This window comes from Parafilimonas sp. (assembly GCF_051953455.1).
GTDB lineage: Bacteria > Bacteroidota > Bacteroidia > Chitinophagales > Chitinophagaceae > Parafilimonas.
In genome coordinates, this window is the sequence record NZ_JBQCIT010000025.1 from 114,845 (window position 1) to 135,118 (window position 20,274).

The 20,274-nt window shown below is 40.8% G+C and carries 19 protein-coding genes; 11 read left to right on the forward strand and 8 right to left on the reverse strand.

Translation table 11 applies throughout. The features are described 5' to 3' along the window. Window positions 1-147: 147 nt before the first annotated feature. The gene (locus ACTHN6_RS09830; RefSeq protein ID WP_440435582.1) at window positions 148-1,404 is read right to left on the reverse strand and encodes a hypothetical protein; all 1,257 of its coding nucleotides are present in this window, start codon (window positions 1,402-1,404) and stop codon (window positions 148-150) included. A 113-nt stretch (window positions 1,405-1,517) separates the two neighbouring features. Between ACTHN6_RS09830 and ACTHN6_RS09835 the strand changes: the two genes are divergently transcribed. Continuing rightward, window positions 1,518-2,459: a helix-turn-helix domain-containing protein gene (locus ACTHN6_RS09835; protein WP_440435583.1), complete on the forward strand. Its 942-nt coding sequence runs from the start codon at window positions 1,518-1,520 to the stop codon at window positions 2,457-2,459. A 90-nt stretch (window positions 2,460-2,549) separates the two neighbouring features. Next, window positions 2,550-3,314 carry an SDR family NAD(P)-dependent oxidoreductase gene (locus ACTHN6_RS09840; RefSeq protein ID WP_440435584.1) on the forward strand — a complete coding sequence of 255 codons (765 nt, stop codon included), beginning with the start codon at window positions 2,550-2,552 and terminating at the stop codon, window positions 3,312-3,314. A gap of 82 nt (window positions 3,315-3,396) precedes the next feature. Here the strand turns inward: ACTHN6_RS09840 and ACTHN6_RS09845 are convergent, their stop codons facing one another. Continuing rightward, window positions 3,397-4,185 carry an SDR family oxidoreductase gene (locus tag ACTHN6_RS09845; protein WP_440435585.1) on the reverse strand — a complete coding sequence of 263 codons (789 nt, stop codon included), beginning with the start codon at window positions 4,183-4,185 and terminating at the stop codon, window positions 3,397-3,399. A 186-nt stretch (window positions 4,186-4,371) separates the two neighbouring features. On the opposite strand from ACTHN6_RS09845, the gene ACTHN6_RS09850 reads away from it, so the two are divergent. Further along, complete coding sequence (locus tag ACTHN6_RS09850; RefSeq protein WP_440435586.1) at window positions 4,372-4,845, forward strand: YybH family protein; 474 nt, start codon at window positions 4,372-4,374, stop codon at window positions 4,843-4,845. A 3-nt stretch (window positions 4,846-4,848) separates the two neighbouring features. Here the strand turns inward: ACTHN6_RS09850 and ACTHN6_RS09855 are convergent, their stop codons facing one another. Continuing rightward, complete coding sequence (locus tag ACTHN6_RS09855; protein ID WP_440435587.1) at window positions 4,849-5,172, reverse strand: cupin domain-containing protein; 324 nt, start codon at window positions 5,170-5,172, stop codon at window positions 4,849-4,851. A gap of 165 nt (window positions 5,173-5,337) precedes the next feature. On the opposite strand from ACTHN6_RS09855, the gene ACTHN6_RS09860 reads away from it, so the two are divergent. From ACTHN6_RS09860 to ACTHN6_RS09870, 3 genes are all read left to right on the forward strand, one after another. Beyond that, window positions 5,338-6,237 carry a helix-turn-helix domain-containing protein gene (locus ACTHN6_RS09860; RefSeq protein WP_440435588.1) on the forward strand — a complete coding sequence of 300 codons (900 nt, stop codon included), beginning with the start codon at window positions 5,338-5,340 and terminating at the stop codon, window positions 6,235-6,237. Between the two features lie 139 nt (window positions 6,238-6,376). After that, a complete protein-coding gene (locus ACTHN6_RS09865; protein WP_440435589.1) occupies window positions 6,377-7,381 on the forward strand; it encodes an aldo/keto reductase in 1,005 nt (334 codons plus the stop codon). A 169-nt stretch (window positions 7,382-7,550) separates the two neighbouring features. Then, window positions 7,551-8,357: an SDR family oxidoreductase gene (locus ACTHN6_RS09870; protein ID WP_440435590.1), complete on the forward strand. Its 807-nt coding sequence runs from the start codon at window positions 7,551-7,553 to the stop codon at window positions 8,355-8,357. Window positions 8,358-8,403: 46 nt separating this feature from the next. Here ACTHN6_RS09870 and ACTHN6_RS09875 read toward each other — a convergent pair whose 3' ends face one another. Then, window positions 8,404-8,979, reverse strand: a complete 576-nt coding sequence (locus ACTHN6_RS09875) for an adenylate kinase (protein WP_440435591.1) — start codon at window positions 8,977-8,979, stop codon at window positions 8,404-8,406. Between the two features lie 183 nt (window positions 8,980-9,162). On the opposite strand from ACTHN6_RS09875, the gene msrB reads away from it, so the two are divergent. Next, on the forward strand, window positions 9,163-9,654 hold the full coding sequence (msrB, locus tag ACTHN6_RS09880; RefSeq protein WP_440435592.1) for a peptide-methionine (R)-S-oxide reductase MsrB: 492 nt from the start codon (window positions 9,163-9,165) through the stop codon (window positions 9,652-9,654). A 3-nt stretch (window positions 9,655-9,657) separates the two neighbouring features. Here the strand turns inward: msrB and ACTHN6_RS09885 are convergent, their stop codons facing one another. The 4 genes from ACTHN6_RS09885 to fabG form a co-directional block, all read right to left on the reverse strand. After that, window positions 9,658-10,293 (reverse strand): carbonic anhydrase, encoded by a 636-nt coding sequence (locus ACTHN6_RS09885; RefSeq protein ID WP_440435593.1) that lies wholly within the window; start codon window positions 10,291-10,293, stop codon window positions 9,658-9,660. 11 nt (window positions 10,294-10,304) lie between these two features. Further along, window positions 10,305-11,870, reverse strand: coding sequence for a SulP family inorganic anion transporter (locus tag ACTHN6_RS09890; RefSeq protein ID WP_440435594.1), 1,566 nt, complete (start codon window positions 11,868-11,870; stop codon window positions 10,305-10,307). Between the two features lie 75 nt (window positions 11,871-11,945). Beyond that, window positions 11,946-12,239 carry a hypothetical protein gene (locus ACTHN6_RS09895; protein WP_440435595.1) on the reverse strand — a complete coding sequence of 98 codons (294 nt, stop codon included), beginning with the start codon at window positions 12,237-12,239 and terminating at the stop codon, window positions 11,946-11,948. Window positions 12,240-12,316: 77 nt separating this feature from the next. Next, window positions 12,317-13,066, reverse strand: a complete 750-nt coding sequence (gene fabG, locus ACTHN6_RS09900) for a 3-oxoacyl-[acyl-carrier-protein] reductase (protein WP_440435596.1) — start codon at window positions 13,064-13,066, stop codon at window positions 12,317-12,319. Between the two features lie 201 nt (window positions 13,067-13,267). On the opposite strand from fabG, the gene ACTHN6_RS09905 reads away from it, so the two are divergent. From ACTHN6_RS09905 to ACTHN6_RS09920, 4 genes are all read left to right on the forward strand, one after another. Beyond that, entirely contained in the window at window positions 13,268-14,125 is an 858-nt protein-coding gene (locus ACTHN6_RS09905; protein WP_440435597.1) for a helix-turn-helix domain-containing protein, read from the forward strand. Between the two features lie 236 nt (window positions 14,126-14,361). Beyond that, window positions 14,362-15,555, forward strand: a complete 1,194-nt coding sequence (locus tag ACTHN6_RS09910) for an efflux RND transporter periplasmic adaptor subunit (protein ID WP_440435598.1) — start codon at window positions 14,362-14,364, stop codon at window positions 15,553-15,555. A 147-nt stretch (window positions 15,556-15,702) separates the two neighbouring features. Further along, complete coding sequence (locus tag ACTHN6_RS09915) at window positions 15,703-18,849, forward strand: efflux RND transporter permease subunit (RefSeq protein WP_440435599.1); 3,147 nt, start codon at window positions 15,703-15,705, stop codon at window positions 18,847-18,849. Between the two features lie 14 nt (window positions 18,850-18,863). Next, complete coding sequence (locus tag ACTHN6_RS09920; protein ID WP_440435600.1) at window positions 18,864-20,273, forward strand: efflux transporter outer membrane subunit; 1,410 nt, start codon at window positions 18,864-18,866, stop codon at window positions 20,271-20,273. Window position 20,274 lies beyond the last annotated feature (1 nt).

The following is a 20,274-nucleotide window of genomic DNA, read 5'->3' on the forward strand; positions in this document are numbered from 1 at the left end:
GCATAAGGAATTGTATTTTAATAATTTAGGATTGCCTAAAACGAAAAAGGTGTCCGATAATGAACACCTTTTTGTACGGCGGTGAACGTACAGTTAAAGCAAAAACCGATAGGCCCCGCTTTATGAAGTTACAGATTGTTCGCTCCGCTACCGCAGCAGTGGCAGCACTTCGCTTATATCCACATTTGATTTTTTATTGTCTATATCAATCACCACCACGTACCCTTCGCTGCTCCCGATATTGTTGATGGCATTTACAATTTTTTGCTGGTTGCTTACGGTTCTGTAACCGTCTTCACTCCAGTCTTCAAAACTACATAAGCAACCCATTGATGGCGTTTGCGGATAATAAGGCTGGTCTTTATAAAACTCAGGATCGATGGTGGTGCCGTGCATGATAATGGCGTTTCGCCCCATTTGCCCGGCATAAAAACTTTCATATATATTATTATAGTTTTTCCATGATGGCGGTAACAGGGAAGCATATAAACCCAGGTTCCATGAAGAATCAATATAGTTACTGTCTGCAAAAAAAGAGGAAGCTGTTATTTCAAAGGGCAACTGCAATTGCAGGTTTTGTGTTGGGCCAATGTATAAAAGCCTTGATACATCAAAACCGTTGAAACGCAATATGCCTTGCGGTGTATTGCCATTGGTTATATAAAAAGGATAGTTCGTTATAGCCCTTGCCAGTTGCGATGTATGAAAAAAACCGCCCGTTGAATCTTTTAAAAATGTTCCATCCGGCTTTCGGATGAGCACCAGCCCTGCATAATCGCGGTTGCTGCGCTGCAGGCTGAAAATAACGGTTTTGCCGGACAGGAAACCGCTGTCGAAAATATCCAGCATTGGTGGTCTCGGTTGTGGCTTGCCGGCATAAATGCGGCTTTTTAATAACTGCATTCCTAAGCTGTTATCATAAGGGAACTTTTGCTTAATTAATGCCGCCACAAGCGATTTCCCATTTACTGAATCAGCCCTTAAAACATATTCTGCGCAGCGTATAAAAATGCTAACAGATTTTGTTTGCTGCATCAGTTGTAATGCCTGCGGTTTGAATTCTGTTTTGTATAAAGAAAAAGTGGTTTCCAGTAAATTTTTTTGAAAATAAGTAGATAGCTGCGCTGCTTTGCTCCACGCAACGCCAAGTTTTTGGCGGGTAAAGTCATCTTTATACTGAAGCAATTCCATTGCCCATAAAGCATCGTTCCATTCGCCTTCATTATCATCATTCAGCGGATCCAGCAAATATTGTTTTATCGCCGTGTCAGCAAGATACCGGTATCGGGCAGCCTTTGCATCTTTTGTTGTAACCCGGCTGAATACCATATCATCCGGCATGGGAGGCTGCGCAGTTACCGCAACAGAAAATAATAATACAGCAATCAAAAAACCATATTTCATGAAAGCGAAACTACAGTACCGCCTTGCAGTAATTTTCTTAAAGTTGTTAACAGGTGTGCGGGTGAGATTATCCTTGCATGTTTTGTATATTTGAATTTTGCAATAATCGTTTTATGGTAAAAAATATAAAAAGCACATCACTTGAAGAGTTTTACAAGGAGGCTGAAAAATTTACCGGCATCCATATCAATAAGCTTTTACCGCCGGGCATTAATAAGGAAATAGGGCACTTTAATATTTTTGATATTGCAGAAACAATTGAATCGGTGAAGCGAAAAGCGGCAATGCCTTATAACCGCAGGGCTTATTATAAGATAAGCCTTATCAGGGGCAAAAGCCGGGCAGAATATGCTGATAAGATTATTGAGATAGAAAAAAATGCATTACTGTTTGCTACACCCAAAGTGCCTTATCACTGGATACCACTTGATAAAAAACTGCATGGGAATTTCTGTATTTTCACCGATGAATTTTTAATAAAAAGCAAAAGTGGTGTAGAGCTTGACGAATTGCCTATTTTCAGCCCGGGAGGGTTTCCCGTATTTCTCTTAAACGATGCAGAAGCAGATGAAATTAACCTGATATTCAACAAAATGAAAAGAGAGATTGCATCTGATTATACGTATAAATATGACCTGCTGCGCAATTATGTACTGGAGCTTATCCATTATGGTCAAAAGCTGCAGCCAGCCGTAACTGCGCAACACAGCTTTAATGCATCTGCCCGCGTAACTTCTTTATTTATTGAATTGCTGGAACGGCAATTCCCTATTGAATCACCTGATCAAAAATTAAAGCTGCGCTCTGCAAAAGATTATGCAGAAAGGCTGGCCGTTCATGTAAACCATCTCAACAAAGCATTGAAGGAAAATACAGGTAAAACCACCACTGCTTTTATAAGCAGCCGCATTATACAGGAAGCAAAGATTTTATTAAAACAAACTGACTGGAATATTTCTGAAATAGCTTATTGCCTGGGTTTTGAAGAAGTGGCCCATTTCTCCAATTTCTTTAAAAAGCAAACCTCTTTTACACCGTTAGCATTTCGTTCCTGAATATTATTTGAATTTTGCAAACCTTGGATTGAAGTGTGCAAACACTGCTTGTACAGCTTAACGTAGCTTTGCTGTATAAATTTTAAACGTATGAGCACCAGAAACAAAATAGCACTGATTACAGGCGGTAGCCGTGGCCTCGGCAAAAACATGGCTATTAAGATTGCCAAAAAAGGTATTGATGTTGTCATTACCTACCACAGCAATAAAGCAGAAGCAGATAAAGTTGTGGCAGAAATCCAGGCACTCGGCCAGAAGGCAGCAGCCTTTCAATTAGATACAAGTAATATAAAATTGTTTGATGGCTTTATTAAAGAGCTTACAGCTTACCTGAATAAAGAAACCGGAAGCCCCAATATCGACTTCCTTGTCAACAATGCGGGCACCGGCTTTTATGGCCCTTTTGCGGAAGCAACAGAAGAGCAGTTTGATGCTGCCATGAATATTCACTTCAAGGGCGTATTTTTTCTTACACAAAAAGCATTGCCTTATATTAATAACGGTGGCCGCATCATTAACATATCATCCGGCTTGGCAAGGTTTTCTCTCCCGGGGTCTTCTGTTTACGGCTCAATGAAAAGCGCTATAGAAACACTTACACGTTACCTGGCAAAAGAGTTAGGCCCGAGGAAAATTGCGGCGAATGTAGTTGCTCCCGGTGCTATTGCCACCGATTTTGGCGGCGGTCGTATACGTGATGATAAAGAAACAAATCAGCGTGTGGCCAGCGTTACAGCCTTAGGCCGCGTGGGTGAAGCGGATGATATTGGCGGCGTTGTTGCTTTTCTTTGCACGGAAGATGCAAGATGGATCAACGCTCAGCGTATTGAAGTATCCGGAGGAATGATGCTGTAAACTGGCCCGCCTTAACCGGCAGTCTGAAGGGAAAATAAAGAAAATCCCCGGGTGTTTTAAATCTTCGGGGATTAATTCATTTCTACAAACAACCTGTTTTTCCTCCATCAACCGGCAGGTTAATACCATTAATGTAAGATGCAGCCGGCGAACATAAAAATGCCACTGCAGCGCCAAATTCAGATGGTTCACCCATTCGGCCTGCAGGAATAGCGGCGGCTGTTTTCCTTATAAAGTCTTCCTTATTAATATGCTGCTCCGTGGCCTGCTTGCTTAAAACGGAATCTAATCGTTGCGTATTGGTAGAACCAGGCAAAACATTGTTGACGGTAATACCAAAACCTGCAATCTCATTGGCCAATGTTTTTGCCCAGTTGGCAACCGCTGCCCGTACAAGATTGGAAATACCCAGGCCATTTATCGGCTGCTTAACAGAGGTGGAAACGATATTAACAATGCGGCCAAAACCTGCTGCCTTCATTCCGGGCACAATAAGCTGCGCCATTATCTGGCTGCTGATAACATGTGTGCGAAAAGCTTTCTCAATTTCAGCAGCATTCGTATCAATCATAGGGCCGGGTGGCGGGCCGCCTGCATTATTCACCAGAATATGAATAGTATTAATTGTTTGAAGAAGACCGGAAACAGCTTGTTTTACTTCTTCTGTATTGGAAAGATCAAGCGCAAGAAAATGATGCTGCTGGCCTCTTGATGTATCAAAACTTTCTATGGTCCGCTGTAGTTTTTCTTTATTGCGGCTTACAGCAATAACATTGGCGCCGAGCAATGCAATCTCAGTGGCGCTGGCAAGGCCAAGGCCCTGTGATGCACCACACACCAGCGCTGTTTTTCCGGTTAGGTCAAGATTCATTTTGTTGCAATTTATTAATCCTGCAAAGGAAGCAAAGATTATTGAACGATAACAAAATACACAAGAGCTTACCTTTTTCATCAACTCATCTCTTCATTTCTTCAATCGATTCAATATCTGTTTTATATGCAAAAAATATCAGATAATCTTTATGCTGTCAACAAATTCTTTATCAAGAAATAACTTATGAATAGTCAAAACAAAACACCTGAACAGGGTATCTGGAAAGCGATTGAAAAATTTAAAACCGCATGGAATATACATAATGCTGCGGCTTTTGCCGGCGTGTTTGCAAAGGATGCAGATTTCACCAATGTTTTTGGCCAGCAGTTCCATGGAAGGGCAGCTATTGAAGCACAGCATGCCACTATTTTTACGTCCATGTTTAATACAAGCAGCATATCCATCCTAAAAATCTATATACGGTTTTTGAATGAAACGTTTGCCGCAGTTGATGTGATCTGGAATATGAGTGGCGCCAGGGATTTTATGGGCAATCCCTGGCCCGACAGGAAAGGTTTAATGAGCCTGGTGATGCAACGGGAAGGCGAAGAATGGTTTATAGTCGTTATGCATAATATGGATCTACCTGCCGTACCTGCGCCTGATCTTAAAAACACAGCTGCAGCAAATGGGTTGCAGGCAAAGGCCTCGCTATAAATGTCAGAATTTATAGTCTTCCCTTTCAGGATAAAAAACATCCAGCAGTTCGCAATAAGTTATAGCGCGGCCACTGTGTTTTACGTTTGGCGGAATTACTGCAGCCTTTCCCGGTTCCAGTAATTCCGTTTTGCCTTCTATCGTTAATTCAAATGTTCCCTTTAACACATGTGCGGTTTGCTCATGCATGTGCGCATGTTCGGGTACGCCGGCGCCTGCATCAATTTTCCAATACATGTACGTGTTGGTGCCGGTATGAATTGCCCTTCCCTTATAACCGGGAAAAACTTCTTTTTCGTTGAGCGAATCAATATCAATAAAAGCCATAATTCTTATTTGCTGTAAATATCCGAAGCATATCACATTGCAGAAGCAATTTTATTTTTCGCATTTTTATATTAAACCAGGAAGTGTTAACCTGCAAGAAGAACAACCCTCTGAAATTATAATCAGCCTAAAATGCACTTTGCTTGATTTTCTTAATTTAGCAGGATGGGCACAGCAGTAATTTCCAGAAATAACCCGAAAGCTAATACTTCAATTACTGACCTGTTGGGCAACAAACAGGCAACATCGTTATTTAATGTATACAGGCGGGAAGATTATTTATGCAGGTCGCATTCCACTTACAGCCGCCGCGATTATTATAAAATATCGCTTATAATTGGTAATGGCATTTTGTACTATGCAGAAAAAGGCATCGAAATAAACAAGCCGGCATTATTATTTTCAAACCCGAATGTTCCATATTCATGGGAAGCGAGCTCCGAAGAGCAAAGCGGCTATTTCTGTTTGTTTAAAGAAGATTTTATACGGCATGAAGAACTGGCCCAGGTGCCCATGTTTAAGATTGGCGGTAAGCCAATATTCTTTATTGATGAATTGCAGCAAAAATTTATAACCAGCCTGTTTGAAAAAATGCTCGCCGAAATAGAAGGCGATTATGCTTTCAAGCATGACCTGCTGCGCAATTATGTGCATTTACTTATTCATGAAGCTATGAAATTGCACCCTGCAGATAATTATTTTAAGCATAGCAATGCCGCTGAGCGCATTACTTCCTTATTTATAGAATTGCTCGAAAGGCAATTCCCCATTGATTCTCCCGTTCATCATTTTAAACTTAAAACGGCCAATGACTTTGCCACGCGGTTATCGGTTCATGTAAACCATTTAAACCGGGCAGTAAAAGAAGTTACCGGCAAAACCACCACGGCACATATAAGCGAACGCATTATTACCGAAGCCAAAGCCTTGCTGCGGCATACAGATTGGAATATTGCCGAAATTGCTTACAGCCTTGGCTTTGATTATCCCGCTTACTTTAATAACTTCTTTAAAAAACAAACCAATACAAACCCCAAAGCATACAGGCAATCGCTGATTGACTGATTTATTTTTTTATCAGGCTGGTTAGCCTTTAAAGATGAGCCAGTTGCGGCAATTGTTTGAATTTCTTAAGTTTTGGTTTGAATGCTGCAATCCTTCCGGTACGGTACTTGTTTAATTTTGCACCATTAAAATATTAACTATGAAATACAGGCAATTATCAAACACCGGAGAAAAACTTTCTGCCATTGGTTTAGGATGCATGGGCATGAGCTTTGCCTACGGCCCAAGGAACGATGAGGAAAGCATTAAGGTATTGGAAAGAGCGCTGGAACTGGGCATTAATTTCTGGGATACAGCCGATATGTATGGCCAGGGACATAATGAAGAACTTATTTCCAAAGTGCTTGCCCCAAACCGCAACAAAATTTTTATAGCCACCAAATTTGGTTTTCGTGTAAAAGAAAATGCAAACGGATTTGCCGGCTCGCCCGGCACTTATTTCGATGGCCGCCCCGAATATGTAAAGGAAGCTGTTGAAAAAAGTTTAAAGCGTTTAAAAATTGATACGATCGATTTGTATTATGCGCACCGCATCGATCCAAATGTTCCTGTTGAAGATATGGTGGGCGCCATGTCCAATCTGGTAAAGGAAGGCAAAGTGCGCTATCTCGGTTTATCAGAAGCCTCGGCAGCATCCATTCGCAAAGCGCATAAAGTGCATCCGATTGCTGCATTGCAGAGCGAATATTCTTTACTCACAAGAGATATTGAAGGAGAAATATTAAACACCATTCGTGAACTTGGAATAACGCTCGTGCCTTATTCTCCGCTGGCAAGGGGATTGGTTACGGCAACCGTTACCGATAAAGCAAAACTGGCCGCGGACGATTTTCGCAGAACTTTGCCGCGTTTTGATGATGCGCATTGGCAAAACAATCAACAACTGGTGGATGAGTTTGCGGAGATAGCCAAAGCAAAGAGCTGCACGCCATCTCAACTGGCTTTGGCCTGGGTTTTGGCACAGGGTGAAGATATTATACCGATTCCCGGAACGAAGCGCATCAAATATCTAGAAGAGAATGCCGGCGCTGTTGATGTAACCTTAACAGCAGATGACCTTGATGCAATAAAAACCGTTTTAGAAAAACATCCCGATACAGGCGCCCGTTACAGCGAAGGCGCCATGAAACTGGTAAATCATTAAAATTAAAATTATCTCAAAAGGAATGACTTGCCACGAAGGAACTAAGGTACCAAGAACAATCTTCAACCAGGCCTTTGGAATTTCGTGGCATATTTTCTAACCCTGACTTTTAAGACAACTTCGTCGTAAAGTTTAATCAACAGCAAAGACAATAAATTATTATTTTATTATGCAAACCATATTTATAACCGGCGCAACAGATGGCATTGGAAAGTTTGCTGCGATTGACCTGGCTGCAAAAAATAAAGAAGCAACAGTTATTATTCATGGAAGAAATAAAACCAAGGTTAATGAAGTTATTGCAGCAATAAAACGGGATAGTGATAACGAACATATGGAAGGCTATGTTGCAGATTTTTCTTCATTGAATGAAGTAAGGCAACTGGCTGATGATGTTTTGTCAAACCACAGTTCTATCAATATCCTTATCAATAATGCAGGCGCAGGTTTTGCAGCGCCGAGATATGGTAAAGATGGTTTTGAAACAAGGTTCACGGTAAATTATCTTGCTCCATTTCTGTTAACAAACCTGTTGCTGCCAGCCATTAAAAAAGCAGCGCCCTCACGCATTGTAAATGTGAGTTCTGCCGGACAGTCGGCTATTAATTTTGATGATGTAATGCTGGAAAAGGACTTTGATGGCGTTACGGCTTATACGCAAAGCAAACTTGCATTAATTATGTTCACTTTTGACCTGGCGGAGCAGTTAAAAAATAATAATGTAACAGTAAATGCGTTACATCCCGGAACTTACCTCGACACCAATATGGTAAATGAAGCAGGCATTAAACCGCTTGGCACAGCACAAAGCGGCGCCGACGCTGAAGTATATCTTGCCACTTCTGAAGACTTAAAAAATGTGACCGGTAAATATTTTAACGTGAAGAAAGAAGCAAAAGCGCATACGCAGGCATATGATGCTGAGGCAAGAAAAAAGCTGAAAGAGCTAACACTAAAGCTTACCGGCCTTAGTTAAGAGATAACTTTTGGAAAGTTTAAACTTTCCAAAAGTTGTTTAAAAGTTATTTGCGTTTGTCAATCTCCGCACAAATAGAATTGAATATTTCATCAATACTGCCTTCGCCTTTTAAATGCACCACTTTGCTGAACTGGTTATAATAATCGGCAACAGCCCTGGTTTTTGTTTCATATTCTTCAATGCGGCTGCGGATAACGGTTTCATTTGTATCATCAGAACGGCCGCTGCTCTCTCCTCGTTTAAGTAAACGTTTTACCAGTTCTTCTTCCGAAACATCTAAAGCCAGCATTACAGCTATGGATGTTTTCTTAAGCTGGAGTAATTTATCCAGCGCTTCTGCCTGTGTGGCCGTGCGGGGAAATCCATCAAATAAAAATCCCGGAACATCAGGATGTGTTTCCAGCGCGGTGCTTATCATTCCAATTACCACTTCATCAGGCACCAACTGGCCTTTATCAATAAAATTTTTTGCTTCAAGGCCAAGCGGCGTTTGCTGTGCAATTTCGCTGCGCAGCAAATCTCCCGTTGAAAGATGTTTTAATCCGTATTTCTCAATCAGCTTTGTACTCTGCGTGCCTTTGCCGCTGCCCGGAGGGCCAAATAAAATTATATTAAACATTTGCTTGCTAAGGTAAGTGGCAAATATAAAGGCTTGTGGTTAAAAATCAGCACCTGCCGTTGCAAAAGCCTTCTGTACAATTAATCAGCAGGACTGACAGTTAATAATGAGCTGCATGATATTTGCGTTGATTTTCATTAGCTGATATTTATAATATCTTGTACAAGCAATTCAAAAATCATTATGAATAATAATACAAATAATCCCGACTATTCACATACAGATACCCATAAAATTGTGGTGAGTAATGATGAATGGAAGAAAAGATTGTCTCCTGACATATATCGTGTTGCAAGGGAGAAAGGCACCGAAAAACCGTGGAGCAGCGAATATGAACTTTCAAAAGAAGCCGGAACATATTACTGCGCTGTTTGTGGTAATGCTTTATTTGAAAGTGATACAAAATTTGAAAGTGGTTGTGGCTGGCCAAGCTTCTATAAACCCATCTCAAAGGGCTCTATTATATATGCACCTGATAACAGTTATGGCATGCAGCGCACAGAAGTAATGTGCGGCAGGTGCGGCTCCCATTTAGGCCATGTGTTTGATGATGGGCCGGCGCCAACAGGCTTGCGTTATTGCATAAACGGCGTTGTGCTGGATTTTGAAAAGGCCAAAGCCGCCGAAGCAAACTTTGACCTTATGCAGCAGGAAAAACAGGGCGATAAAAAATAGTTCCTATAAATCATCATATTTATAAATAGTATCTATATCTGCACCGGGTTGCATATCAAACAACGTTTTAATAATGCCGTCTTTCAATCCATATACCCAGCCATGCAATACGGGGCGGTTGCCATATTTCCATGCCCGCTGAATGATAGATGTTTTAGCAAGCTTCATCACCTGTTCTTTTACATTCAGCTCCACAAGCCTGTCTGTGCGGGCTTCTTCATCTTTTATGCTTTCAAGTTCATCGCGGTATAAACGGTAAACATCTTTAATATTCCTGAGCCACATATTCAGCACCAAATCGTAATTGTGATTGCTCATGGCAGCTTTAACGCCGCCGCAACCATAATGACCACAAACAATTACATGGTTTACTTTAAGATGGTTTACTGCATAATCCAATACGCTCAGCAGGTTTACATCGGTATGGATAACGAGGTTGGAGATATTGCGATGCACAAAAATTTCGCCGGGTTGCGTACCGGTAATTTTATCAGCAGGCACGCGGCTGTCGCTGCAGCCTATCCATAAAAACTCAGGGGTTTGCAACTTTGAAAGGCGGTAAAAATAATCCGGGTCTTCTTCTACCATCTCATGCGCCCAGCCTTTATTTTCCAGTAATAGCTTTTCGTAAGGTGTCATTTTATATTATTTTAATTTAATTGATTGTTTAAATGGCTTTTCAATTTTGCGTGTCTTGTTTTAACCGGACTTTTTTTAACAGATGTCTTAATATTTTTAAGAGGTGCATGTTGTAAGAAGTCATTAATTACTTCTATCACATCTTTATCAATAAAATCGGCTCTTGAAATATCAATCAAAACCGACGAGTTCTCCGGCACTTGTTCCAGCTTGTTTTTAAGCAGAGGCTTATTCAGGAAAGATACATCTTTTCTCAAACGAAACAGGTATTTGCTGTCATCATGCACAACAAAGAAAGATGTTTTAAAATTGCTGCGCAATACAAAGAACAGGCCTACGCCAATACCTATTACTATCCCTATTAAAAGATCGGTGAAAATAATAGCAGTAATGGTAACCACAAAAGGTACAAACTGATCAAAACCGCCACGGTACATTTCTTTAAACAAAGAAGGCTTTGCCAGTTTATAGCCGGTATAAATAAGCACGGCTGCCAAAGCAGACAATGGAATAAGATTTATTAAGAAAGGAATTAAAGCCACTGCAAGCAGCAGCATAATCCCATGCATAATAGTGGATGCTTTTGTTCTGCCGCCGCTATTTATATTAGCTGATGTTCTTACGACAACAGATGTTACAGGCAAACCACCAATTAAGCCACTTACCAGGTTTCCTATGCCCTGCGCTTTTAATTCCCTGTCTTTTGGCGTTACACGTTTATAAGGATCAAGTTCGTCCGAAGCTTCTATATTCAGCATGGTTTCAAGACTTGCAACAATGGCAATGGTAATGCCGGTTATCCATATTTCAGGCATGCCCAAATATTTAAAATCAGGAAGCATAAAGAATGAAAAGAATTCGCCTACACCATCAGCTGAAGGAATATTTACTAACTGGTTTTCACGTAATTGTAATGAACTGCCGTTTGATAAAAACATATTCATAAGCACGCCGGCAATTACCACAACAAGCGGCGCAGGAATAAGCTTGAAAATTTTTCCCTTTTTCACCAATACTTTGTCCCAAAATATCTGTATGCCTAATGCAACAATGCCAATAATTATTGCCAGCGGCGTAATTTTTGAAAGGGCACGCCATATTCCGCTGAAGGTATTTTCTGAATCCTGCTGGGCGAAAGCATAATCGCCTTCAAAATCTGCATCATAACCAAACAAATGTGGAATTTGTTTTAAGATAAGAATAATGCCTATGGCAGAAAGCATTCCTTTAATAACGTTTGTGGGAATATAATCGCCAAATACGCCGGCTTTTATGTAGCCTAAAATAACCTGTATAATACCTGCAATGATTACTGAAAGCAGGAAGGCTTCAAATGCAGGAACCTTTAAAATGCCTGCTGCAACAATAGCCGTTAAGCCTGCAGCCGGACCGCTAACGCTTAATTGCGAGCCACTAAGGCTTCCTACAACAATACCACCAACAATACCCGCAATTAATCCTGAAAACAAGGGCGCCCCTGAACCCAGGGCAATGCCTAAACATAATGGCAATGCCACTAAAAACACAACAACAGATGCTGAAAAATCAGCACCAAAATTTTTGAAAATATTTTTCATTTTTCTTGATTTAGTATAAATAATAACAATACACGGCAATGGCGCCGGCAGCAACAATCGTTATGATGCTTTATACTAAATATTGGGAGGCGGTGTGGGTACTTCTGCAATATGCAGCTTAACCAAGGCTGAGCGGGAATAAATACTAAGGTTGTTGGTAGCAGCAAGCTCTTTTGCGGTTATGTTTAAAACAGGAAAGAAATGATGCGCTTCTTTTTCACCACTAATCCTTTTACTGTAATCTGAACTATGTGTAAGTTCTTCCGTAATCTGGTTATTAAAAAGCATAGCGCCAATCTGGCGTAAGGGTATAACCTGCGTGCAAAGCACGACCAAACATATAACCGCTATGATTTTTCTAACCTTCATTTGGAGCTGCAAATAAAAAACACAATGAGAAAACAACCAAAAAACTGCGCGAAACTTAACAATAAAACACAATACTGCTAAATGCTTAACCCGCCGCATATACTTATAACTTCCCCGGTTATATAAGCGCTCATATCGCTGGCGAGGAAAAGGGCGAGGTTAGCCACTTCATCGGCCTTGCCAAACCTGCCGAGCGGAATATCTTTTAAAAAATTATCAGCAGCAGTACCTTCTTTTAAATAATGTGTCATATCTGTTTCTATAAAACCCGGTGCAATTGCATTGCAGCGGATATTGCGGCTGCCAAGCTCCAGCGCTACAGATTTTGTAAACCCAATAATACCGGCTTTTGAAGCCGCATAGCTTGCCTGCCCAGCATTACCGCGAATACCAATAATGGAACTCATATTTATAATGTTGCCCGACCTTGCTTTTATCATCGGGCGGATAACCTGTTTGGTCATATTATAAACGCTGTTGAGGTTTACGTTTATTACATCATTCCATTGGTCCGGCGCAAGGCGCAACAGTAAATTATCTTTAGAGATACCTGCATTATTTATGCATACATCAATCTTTCCAAAATCTTTCAATACATCATTCACCAAAGTTTCGCATTGTACAAAATCGGCTGCATTGCTTTTATAAGCTTTCACTTTTATGCCGTCTTTACTTAATTCATTTTCCAGGACAGCAGCCCTTTCAGCACTGCTGTCGCTTATATATGTAAAGGCAACCTGGGCGCCGTTTTCAGCTAATTTTTTTACAATGGCTGCGCCAATTCCACGGGCAGCGCCGGTAACAATGCAAACTTTATCCTTCACCATAATATTTTGTTTACTTAAATAAGCTGCAATGTTAGCTACTAACTCTTACAGCCAAAAATTTTATTGTTATATAGACAGCCGTACTAAAATAGAACAATAAATTTTATGTATGATTCTAAAGTTTATATGTTTTACCGCACATATAAATGTTTTCTGTTAGCTAAATTTGTTGGTTTAATTTGTTTCGCTAAAATTTTTGTTATGAGCACAACTTCATCAATTCCCGTATTGAGCTGGAAGGAATGCATGCCTGATGCTGATTTTGTTATTAAGATAATGGATGATAAAAATATTCCTTCGCGCATGAAAGTGCCGCACCGCAACATTGGTTATAAGGTGGCGCTGTTGCTTGAGGGAACATTGAGCGGTAATGTTGATTTCAGAAAATACGAAGTGGAAGCTCCTGCAGTTTTATTCTCATCACCAGAACAGGTTGACCATTTAACTGGCTATAAAGGCATTAAGATGATCCATATTGCTTTTAGCAAGGATTATCTTTTAAATGATGTAAGAACAACGCTCTCCTGCTGGGAATGTATGTTCAGCCAGATAGTGATTCCCGTAGTGAATAATAAAGATTTCCATGAATTGAAAACCTATGCCAGCCTTATACAGCAGGAATTTTCAGAGCTGCGGCATCAAAAAGATTTGGTGATCAGGAATCTCTTAAACGCATTTTTAATTACGGCAGCAAGACTGGGCACGTGTAAAACAAAGCTTGCCATTATGAATGCATCACAAAATAAAATATTGCAACAGTTCAGGACATTGGTGGATGATCATTATTTAAGCAAAACGCAGGTGGCCGAATATGCCGATATGATCTATATTACTCCCGGGCACTTGAATGATACAATTAAAATGGTAACCGGTAAAACAGCCAAGCAGATGATTGACGAAAAAAGAATCACCGAAGCTAAACGTTTGCTGTTTTGGGGAGAGCTTAATGCAAAACAAATTGCAGCCCACCTGAACTTTGAAGACGATGCCTATTTTAACCGCTTCTTTAAAAAGCATACAGGACAAACGCCTTTGTTGTTTCAGAGAAATTCCCTTTAAAAGTGCAATAATTCCCTTGATTAAGTAAATAGCTTTCGCAATAACCTTTTCTACTTTTGCGAAATGGAATTGTTAACCTCATTGCTTAAAGAAAGATGTTGTTGTTGTTAAGCATTGAACCTGAAACACTCGTTGATAACAACGAATAAGCAAAGCAACACCGGTTAAACCAATGCAACATTGTGTTGCACTCTTGCGATTTTCTTACCAATTACAAACAATTAAAATTTAAACGTATGATACGTCTAATAAAGGGTATTGTCCAAAGTCAGCTGCTTATTTTAATAGCAGGCGCAATAATTATTGGCATCACATACAGTTGCAATGAATCTGCAGCAGAAAACAATACAGGCGCTATGCCGCCGCCGCAATTGCCCGTGATAGCTGTAACGGAAGCCTCTGCCACCACTTATCAATTATTCCCTGCTTCAATAGAAGGTAAAGTGAACGTTGAAATAAGGCCACAGGTAGATGGGTATTTGCAAAAAATGTATGTGGATGAAGGCGCTTATGTAAAAGAAGGCCAGCCATTATTTAAAATAAATGATGCGCCATACGTTGAGCAGCTTAATAATGCGAAAGCAAGCTTGCAATCTGCTGAAGCAACATTGCAAAGAACGAAAGTTGAGCTGGATCGTTTAACGCCACTTGTAGATAACAATGTTATTTCTGATGTTCAGTTAAAAACAGCGAGGGCAAATTATGATGCCGCTGTTGCTGCCGTTAGCCAAAACAAAGCAATGGTAAGTGCTGCTCAGATTAATGTGGGTTATACATTAATTAAAGCACCGGTTAGCGGTTACATAGGAAAGATTCCGTATAAAACAGGCGCCCTTGTTGGCAAAACTTCTGCAGAGCCGCTTACCTTATTATCTGATGTAAGTGAAGTATATGCTTATTTTTCTTTGAGCGAAGCTGATTTCATTGCATTTAAAAACCAGTTTGAAGGTAATACAATCGAAGAAAAATTAAAGCATGTTCCGCCGGTGGAACTGCAATTGGCCAACGATAGTTTATATAAAATAAAAGGGAAAATAGAAACAGTAGAAGGCCAGTTTGATGAAACGACAGGTTCAATAAGTTTTCGTGCTACTTTCCCGAATACATCCGGCGTTTTACGTTCCGGCAATACAGGTAAAATAAGAATTCCCAAATTATATACATCAGCATTGGTGGTACCGCAGGAAGCTACTTACGAAATACAGGACAAAGTATTTGTTTATGTAGTAAGCGACAGCAATAAGGTTACCGGAACGCCCATCAATGTTTCCGGTAAAACAGCTAACTATTACTTTGTTGACAGCAGCCTTGCTTCCAACAGTAAAATTGTTTTATCTGGCATCGCTAACCTTCGGGATGGAATGATGATTAATCCACAACCTGTATCAACAGACAGCTTATTTAAAGCAAGGCCAATAAGTAATTTATAAAATTTGAAAGCCGGTGAAATGCAGCATGGATAAAGCTTCAGGCAGGATATAATTTATTCACCGGCTTCAAATTCTTTCAGCAATTATTTAAATAAAATAGACCGGCTGATGAACTTATCTCATCAGCTAATAAAACTTTTATTCCTGATGTTAAAGCGATTTATTGAACGCCCGGTTTTATCAACCGTTGTATCAATCATATTATTGTTATTGGGTTGTATTTCTTTATACACATTACCCGTTACTTTATTTCCCGACATAGCGCCGCCGAGCGTTGTGGTTACGGCATCTTATCCCGGCGCCAATGCCGAAGTGGTTGCACGTTCTGTGGCAACACCGTTAGAGCAGGCTATTAACGGCGTAGAAAACATGACGTACATGACTTCCAATTCAAGCAACGACGGAAGTATGACACTCACTGTTTATTTCAGGCAGGGAACGGATCCCGATATCGCATCTGTGAATGTGCAGAACCGTGTTTCAAAAGCAGTAAGCCAGGTACCGCAGGAAGTAATTCAATCGGGTATTTCAACACAAAAGCAACAGAACAGCATCATCATGTTTGTGGCTTTATCAAGCAAAGACAATACGTATGATGAAACCTTCCTGCAGAATTATATCAAGATAAACCTCATTCCGCAGATACAGCGTATACCCGGTGTTGGTGATGCGCAAATTTTTGGAACAAGGGATTATTCCATGCGTATATGGTTAAAGCCAGACAGGTTAACAGCTAACAATTTAACGCCACAGGATGTTACCAATGCCATACGCGATCAAAACCTTGAAGCAGCGCCGGGACGTTTTGGTGAAAGCAGCACGCAAACATTTGAATACGTACTGAAATATAAAGGCAAGCTGAACAGGAATGAAGATTATGAGAATATTATTATCAAAGCCAATGCAGACGGTTCTTTTATAAGGTTGAGGGATGTGGCGCGTGTTGAATTTGGCTCATTCACTTATTCATCCAGCAGCCGGCTGAATGATGGCCCTACTTCAGGCTTTGCCATATTCCAGACAGCAGGTTCAAATGCCAATGATATTCTTACCGAAGCTGAAAAACAGATAAAAGAATTTTCTTCGCAACTGCCGAAAGGAGTTGAAACAACCATCATGTATAATTCGAAAGAATTTCTTGATGCATCTATTGGTCAGGTGAGGGAAACACTGGTTATTGCTTTCATACTGGTGTTTATAGTGGTGTTTATATTCCTGCAGGATTTTCGCTCCACACTAATTCCAGCTATAGCTGTGCCGGTAGCTGTTATAGGCACATTCTTTTTCATGCAGCTTTTTGGATTTACGATTAACCTGCTTACGTTGTTTGCGCTCGTGCTTGCAATTGGTATTGTGGTGGATGATGCGATTGTGGTAACAGAAGCCGTGCATACAAAAATGGAACAAACCAAATTGCCTGCAAGGGCCGCCACTGTTCAATCGATGAACGAAATATCGGGCGCCATTGTGTCTATTACGCTTGTAATGGCAGCAGTGTTTATTCCTGTTGGATTCATGCAGGGCCCCGCCGGTGTTTTTTACAGGCAGTTTGCCTTTACGCTGGCAATCGCTATTCTTATATCAGCAGTTAATGCGTTAACGCTAAGCCCTGCATTGTGCGCATTGTTTTTAAAGAATGAAGAAGAAGGGAGTGACAATAAAAAGAAGAGTTTTGCCAGCCGGTTCTTCCAGGCCTTCAACGCAGGTTTCTCTGCAATGACAAATCGCTACAAAAGCAGTATATCATTTTTATTAAAAAGAAAATGGGTGGCTGTTGGCGGATTGATTGTAATAACAATTACAACCATATTCCTTATACGGCAAACGCCTACAGGCTTTATACCCACAGAAGACCAGGGCTTTATTTTATATGCAGTAAATGCACCTCCCGGAAGTTCGCTGGACAGGACGCACAGGGCAACAGTAAAGATTGACAGCATTTTAAAACACTACTCATCTGTTTATAAAAAATACACAGTTGATGGTTTAAACTTTATTTCAAATGCCAATGCATCTCCTTATGCAGCAGGCTTTGTAAGATTAAAGCCTTTTAAAGAAAGAGGTGAAGTAAAAAGTATAAATCAGCTTACTAATTCTATGATGATGGATGTAAGCGCTGTAAAAGATGTAAACACTTTCTTCTTTACATTTCCTACCATACAGGGTTTTGGTAATGTAAGCGGGTTTGAATTTATGCTGCAGGACAGGGGCAATCATTCACTTGATGACCTTGGTAAAACCGCGTACGGATTCATTGGCGCTTTAATGCAGCGGCCTGAAATAGCGGCAGCGTTCACTACTTTTTCAGTGGGTAACCCGCAGTTCCAGATTGAAGTTGATAATGAAAAAACAAAACAACTTGGCGTTAATGTAAGCGACCTGTTGCAAACATTGCAGGTGTATTACGGAAGCAGTTTCGTATCAGACTTTAACCGTTTTGGAAAATATTACCGTGTAATGGCGCAGGCTGATGTTCAGTATCGCGAAGACGCATCATCACTCAATAGCATATTTGTAAAGAACAATAATGGCGAGATGGTTCCCGTAAATACACTTGTAAAACTGAAACGTGTGTATGGCCCTGAAACCATAACACGCAATAATCTTTACAACGCTGTAAATATTAATGGTGCGCCTAAACCGGGATACAGCACCGGCGATGCTATTAAAGCAATTGAAGAAACAGCCAAACAATCATTGCCCAAAGGGTATTCTTATGAATGGACGGGCATGACGAGGGAAGAAATAGCAACGGGCAACCAAACTGCCATTGTGTTTTTGCTGAGCATATTGTTTGTTTACTTCATTTTGTCTGCACAATATGAAAGTTATATTCTTCCGCTGGCAGTAATCCTCACCATCCCTGCAGGTATTTTAGGCGTATTTGCTTTTATAAAAATTGCAGGCATTGAAAGCAATATTTATGTACAGGTTGGATTGATAATGCTCGTGGGACTGTTATCTAAAAATGCGATACTTATCGTTGAATATGCCGTGCAGCGGCGAAGACAGGGTGCCTCTATTATTGATTCGGCCCTGCAGGCATCGCAGCTTCGCCTTCGCCCGATATTGATGACCTCTCTTGCTTTTATAGTGGGGTTATTGCCATTGGTTTGGGCAACAGGTGCCTCCGCTTTGGGCAATCGCTCCATCGGCACCGGCGCGGTGGGTGGAATGCTTACCGGTGTTGTATTTGGCGTATTTATCATTCCTGTTTTGTATGTGATATTCCAGTACCTGCAGGAGAAAGTAAGCAGTGCGTCAAAAAAAGCAGCGCCTGCATTAAGTGAATAATTAAAAAAAAAGCAATGCAACGGATAAATTATTTGTATAAACTTCTATTTATAATTTTTATAAGCGGCTGTACTGTAGGAAAAAAATACCAGCACCCAACAGTACAGTTGCCCGCAACTTTCCAGGATAGTGTTGCCGCTTCAGATTCAGGTATAGCAGCAATGGAATGGAGAACCTTTTTTAAAGATCCAACATTAATTGATTTAATTGATACGGCTTTACGCAACAGCTATGACCTGCAGCTTGCAGTGAAGCGCATCGAAGAAACAGAGGCATACGTAAAACAGGCCAGGATGAATTATGTTCCTTCAGTTGATGTTGGCGCAGCTGCATTTACAACCAACCCTTCCAACAACAGCCTGAATGGCAAAAACCTTGAAAGCTTTATCGGGCAGAACCATGTTGAAGATTACAGCTTAAGCGCAACTGTATCATGGGATGTTTATTCCTGGGGAAAAATCAAGTTGCAGAAAGAAGCTGCCCTCGCAGATTATCTTGCTTCTTATGAAGGCGCTAAAACAGTAAGGACAACATTGGTTGCCGAAATTGCAACAGGTTATTATAATCTTTTAATGCTGGATGAACAGCTTGCTATTGCGCAAAAAAATCTTGCATTAACCGATTCCCTTGTGCGGATGATGCAATTGCAAAAAGCTGCGGGGCAGGTAACAGAACTTGCTGTTCAGCAAACAGAGGTGCAAAAGCAAACAGCAGCGCTTTTAATACCGCAGCTTGAACAACAGGTTGCCATACAGGAAAATGCAATTAAAATTCTATCGGGAAAGCTGCCTGCAAAAATTGCGAGGAATGCTGATATCAATTCCATGTATGTGTGGGATGATCTTTCAACAGGGCTGCCTGCTGCATTATTAAGCCGCAGGCCCGATGTGCGGCAAAGCGAAATGGAATTAATGAGAGCTAATGCAAACGTGGGCGTAGCCAAAGCATCTATGTATCCTTCTTTGAACATTACAGCCAGTGGCGGATTGAATGCGTTTAAAACCAATACATGGTTTTCCATACCTGCATCGCTCTTTTTTTCTGCGGGTGCCAGTATTGCACAGCCAGTATTGCAGCACAGAAACCTTAAAACAAAATACGAGGTATCCGCCATACAAAAAGATGAAGCTGTAATAACATTCCGGCAAACAGTTTTAAAAGCCGGTGGAGAAGTGGTAAATGCATTAGTGCAGTTAGATAAGTTAAAAGCGCAGCAGCAAATTTCTTCCAACAGGGTTGATACGCTGCATAAGGCAATCGGTAATGCTACATTATTATTCAGAAGCGGCCTGGCGGATTATTTGGAAGTGCTTACCGCACAGAGTAATTCGCTTTCAGCAGAGCTGACGCTGGCAGATATACAGCGCCAGCGCTTATCGGCCGCAGTAGAATTATATCGGGCATTAGGCGGGGGATGGAAATAGC

Excerpts from the sequence above, each read along its gene's own strand:
- ACTHN6_RS09830 (WP_440435582.1), bottom strand. The coding sequence starts at position 1,404 with ATGAAATATGGTTTTTTGATTGCTGTATTATTATTTTCTGTTGCGGTA.
- ACTHN6_RS09835 (WP_440435583.1), top strand. The coding sequence starts at position 1,518 with ATGGTAAAAAATATAAAAAGCACATCACTTGAAGAGTTTTACAAGGAG.
- ACTHN6_RS09840 (WP_440435584.1), top strand. The coding sequence starts at position 2,550 with ATGAGCACCAGAAACAAAATAGCACTGATTACAGGCGGTAGCCGTGGC.
- ACTHN6_RS09845 (WP_440435585.1), bottom strand. The coding sequence starts at position 4,185 with ATGAATCTTGACCTAACCGGAAAAACAGCGCTGGTGTGTGGTGCATCA.
- ACTHN6_RS09850 (WP_440435586.1), top strand. The coding sequence starts at position 4,372 with ATGAATAGTCAAAACAAAACACCTGAACAGGGTATCTGGAAAGCGATT.
- ACTHN6_RS09855 (WP_440435587.1), bottom strand. The coding sequence starts at position 5,172 with ATGGCTTTTATTGATATTGATTCGCTCAACGAAAAAGAAGTTTTTCCC.
- ACTHN6_RS09860 (WP_440435588.1), top strand. The coding sequence starts at position 5,338 with ATGGGCACAGCAGTAATTTCCAGAAATAACCCGAAAGCTAATACTTCA.
- ACTHN6_RS09865 (WP_440435589.1), top strand. The coding sequence starts at position 6,377 with ATGAAATACAGGCAATTATCAAACACCGGAGAAAAACTTTCTGCCATT.
- ACTHN6_RS09870 (WP_440435590.1), top strand. The coding sequence starts at position 7,551 with ATGCAAACCATATTTATAACCGGCGCAACAGATGGCATTGGAAAGTTT.
- ACTHN6_RS09875 (WP_440435591.1), bottom strand. The coding sequence starts at position 8,979 with ATGTTTAATATAATTTTATTTGGCCCTCCGGGCAGCGGCAAAGGCACG.
- msrB (WP_440435592.1), top strand. The coding sequence starts at position 9,163 with ATGAATAATAATACAAATAATCCCGACTATTCACATACAGATACCCAT.
- ACTHN6_RS09885 (WP_440435593.1), bottom strand. The coding sequence starts at position 10,293 with ATGACACCTTACGAAAAGCTATTACTGGAAAATAAAGGCTGGGCGCAT.
- ACTHN6_RS09890 (WP_440435594.1), bottom strand. The coding sequence starts at position 11,870 with ATGAAAAATATTTTCAAAAATTTTGGTGCTGATTTTTCAGCATCTGTT.
- ACTHN6_RS09895 (WP_440435595.1), bottom strand. The coding sequence starts at position 12,239 with ATGAAGGTTAGAAAAATCATAGCGGTTATATGTTTGGTCGTGCTTTGC.
- fabG (WP_440435596.1), bottom strand. The coding sequence starts at position 13,066 with ATGGTGAAGGATAAAGTTTGCATTGTTACCGGCGCTGCCCGTGGAATT.
- ACTHN6_RS09905 (WP_440435597.1), top strand. The coding sequence starts at position 13,268 with ATGAGCACAACTTCATCAATTCCCGTATTGAGCTGGAAGGAATGCATG.
- ACTHN6_RS09910 (WP_440435598.1), top strand. The coding sequence starts at position 14,362 with ATGATACGTCTAATAAAGGGTATTGTCCAAAGTCAGCTGCTTATTTTA.
- ACTHN6_RS09915 (WP_440435599.1), top strand. The coding sequence starts at position 15,703 with ATGTTAAAGCGATTTATTGAACGCCCGGTTTTATCAACCGTTGTATCA.
- ACTHN6_RS09920 (WP_440435600.1), top strand. The coding sequence starts at position 18,864 with ATGCAACGGATAAATTATTTGTATAAACTTCTATTTATAATTTTTATA.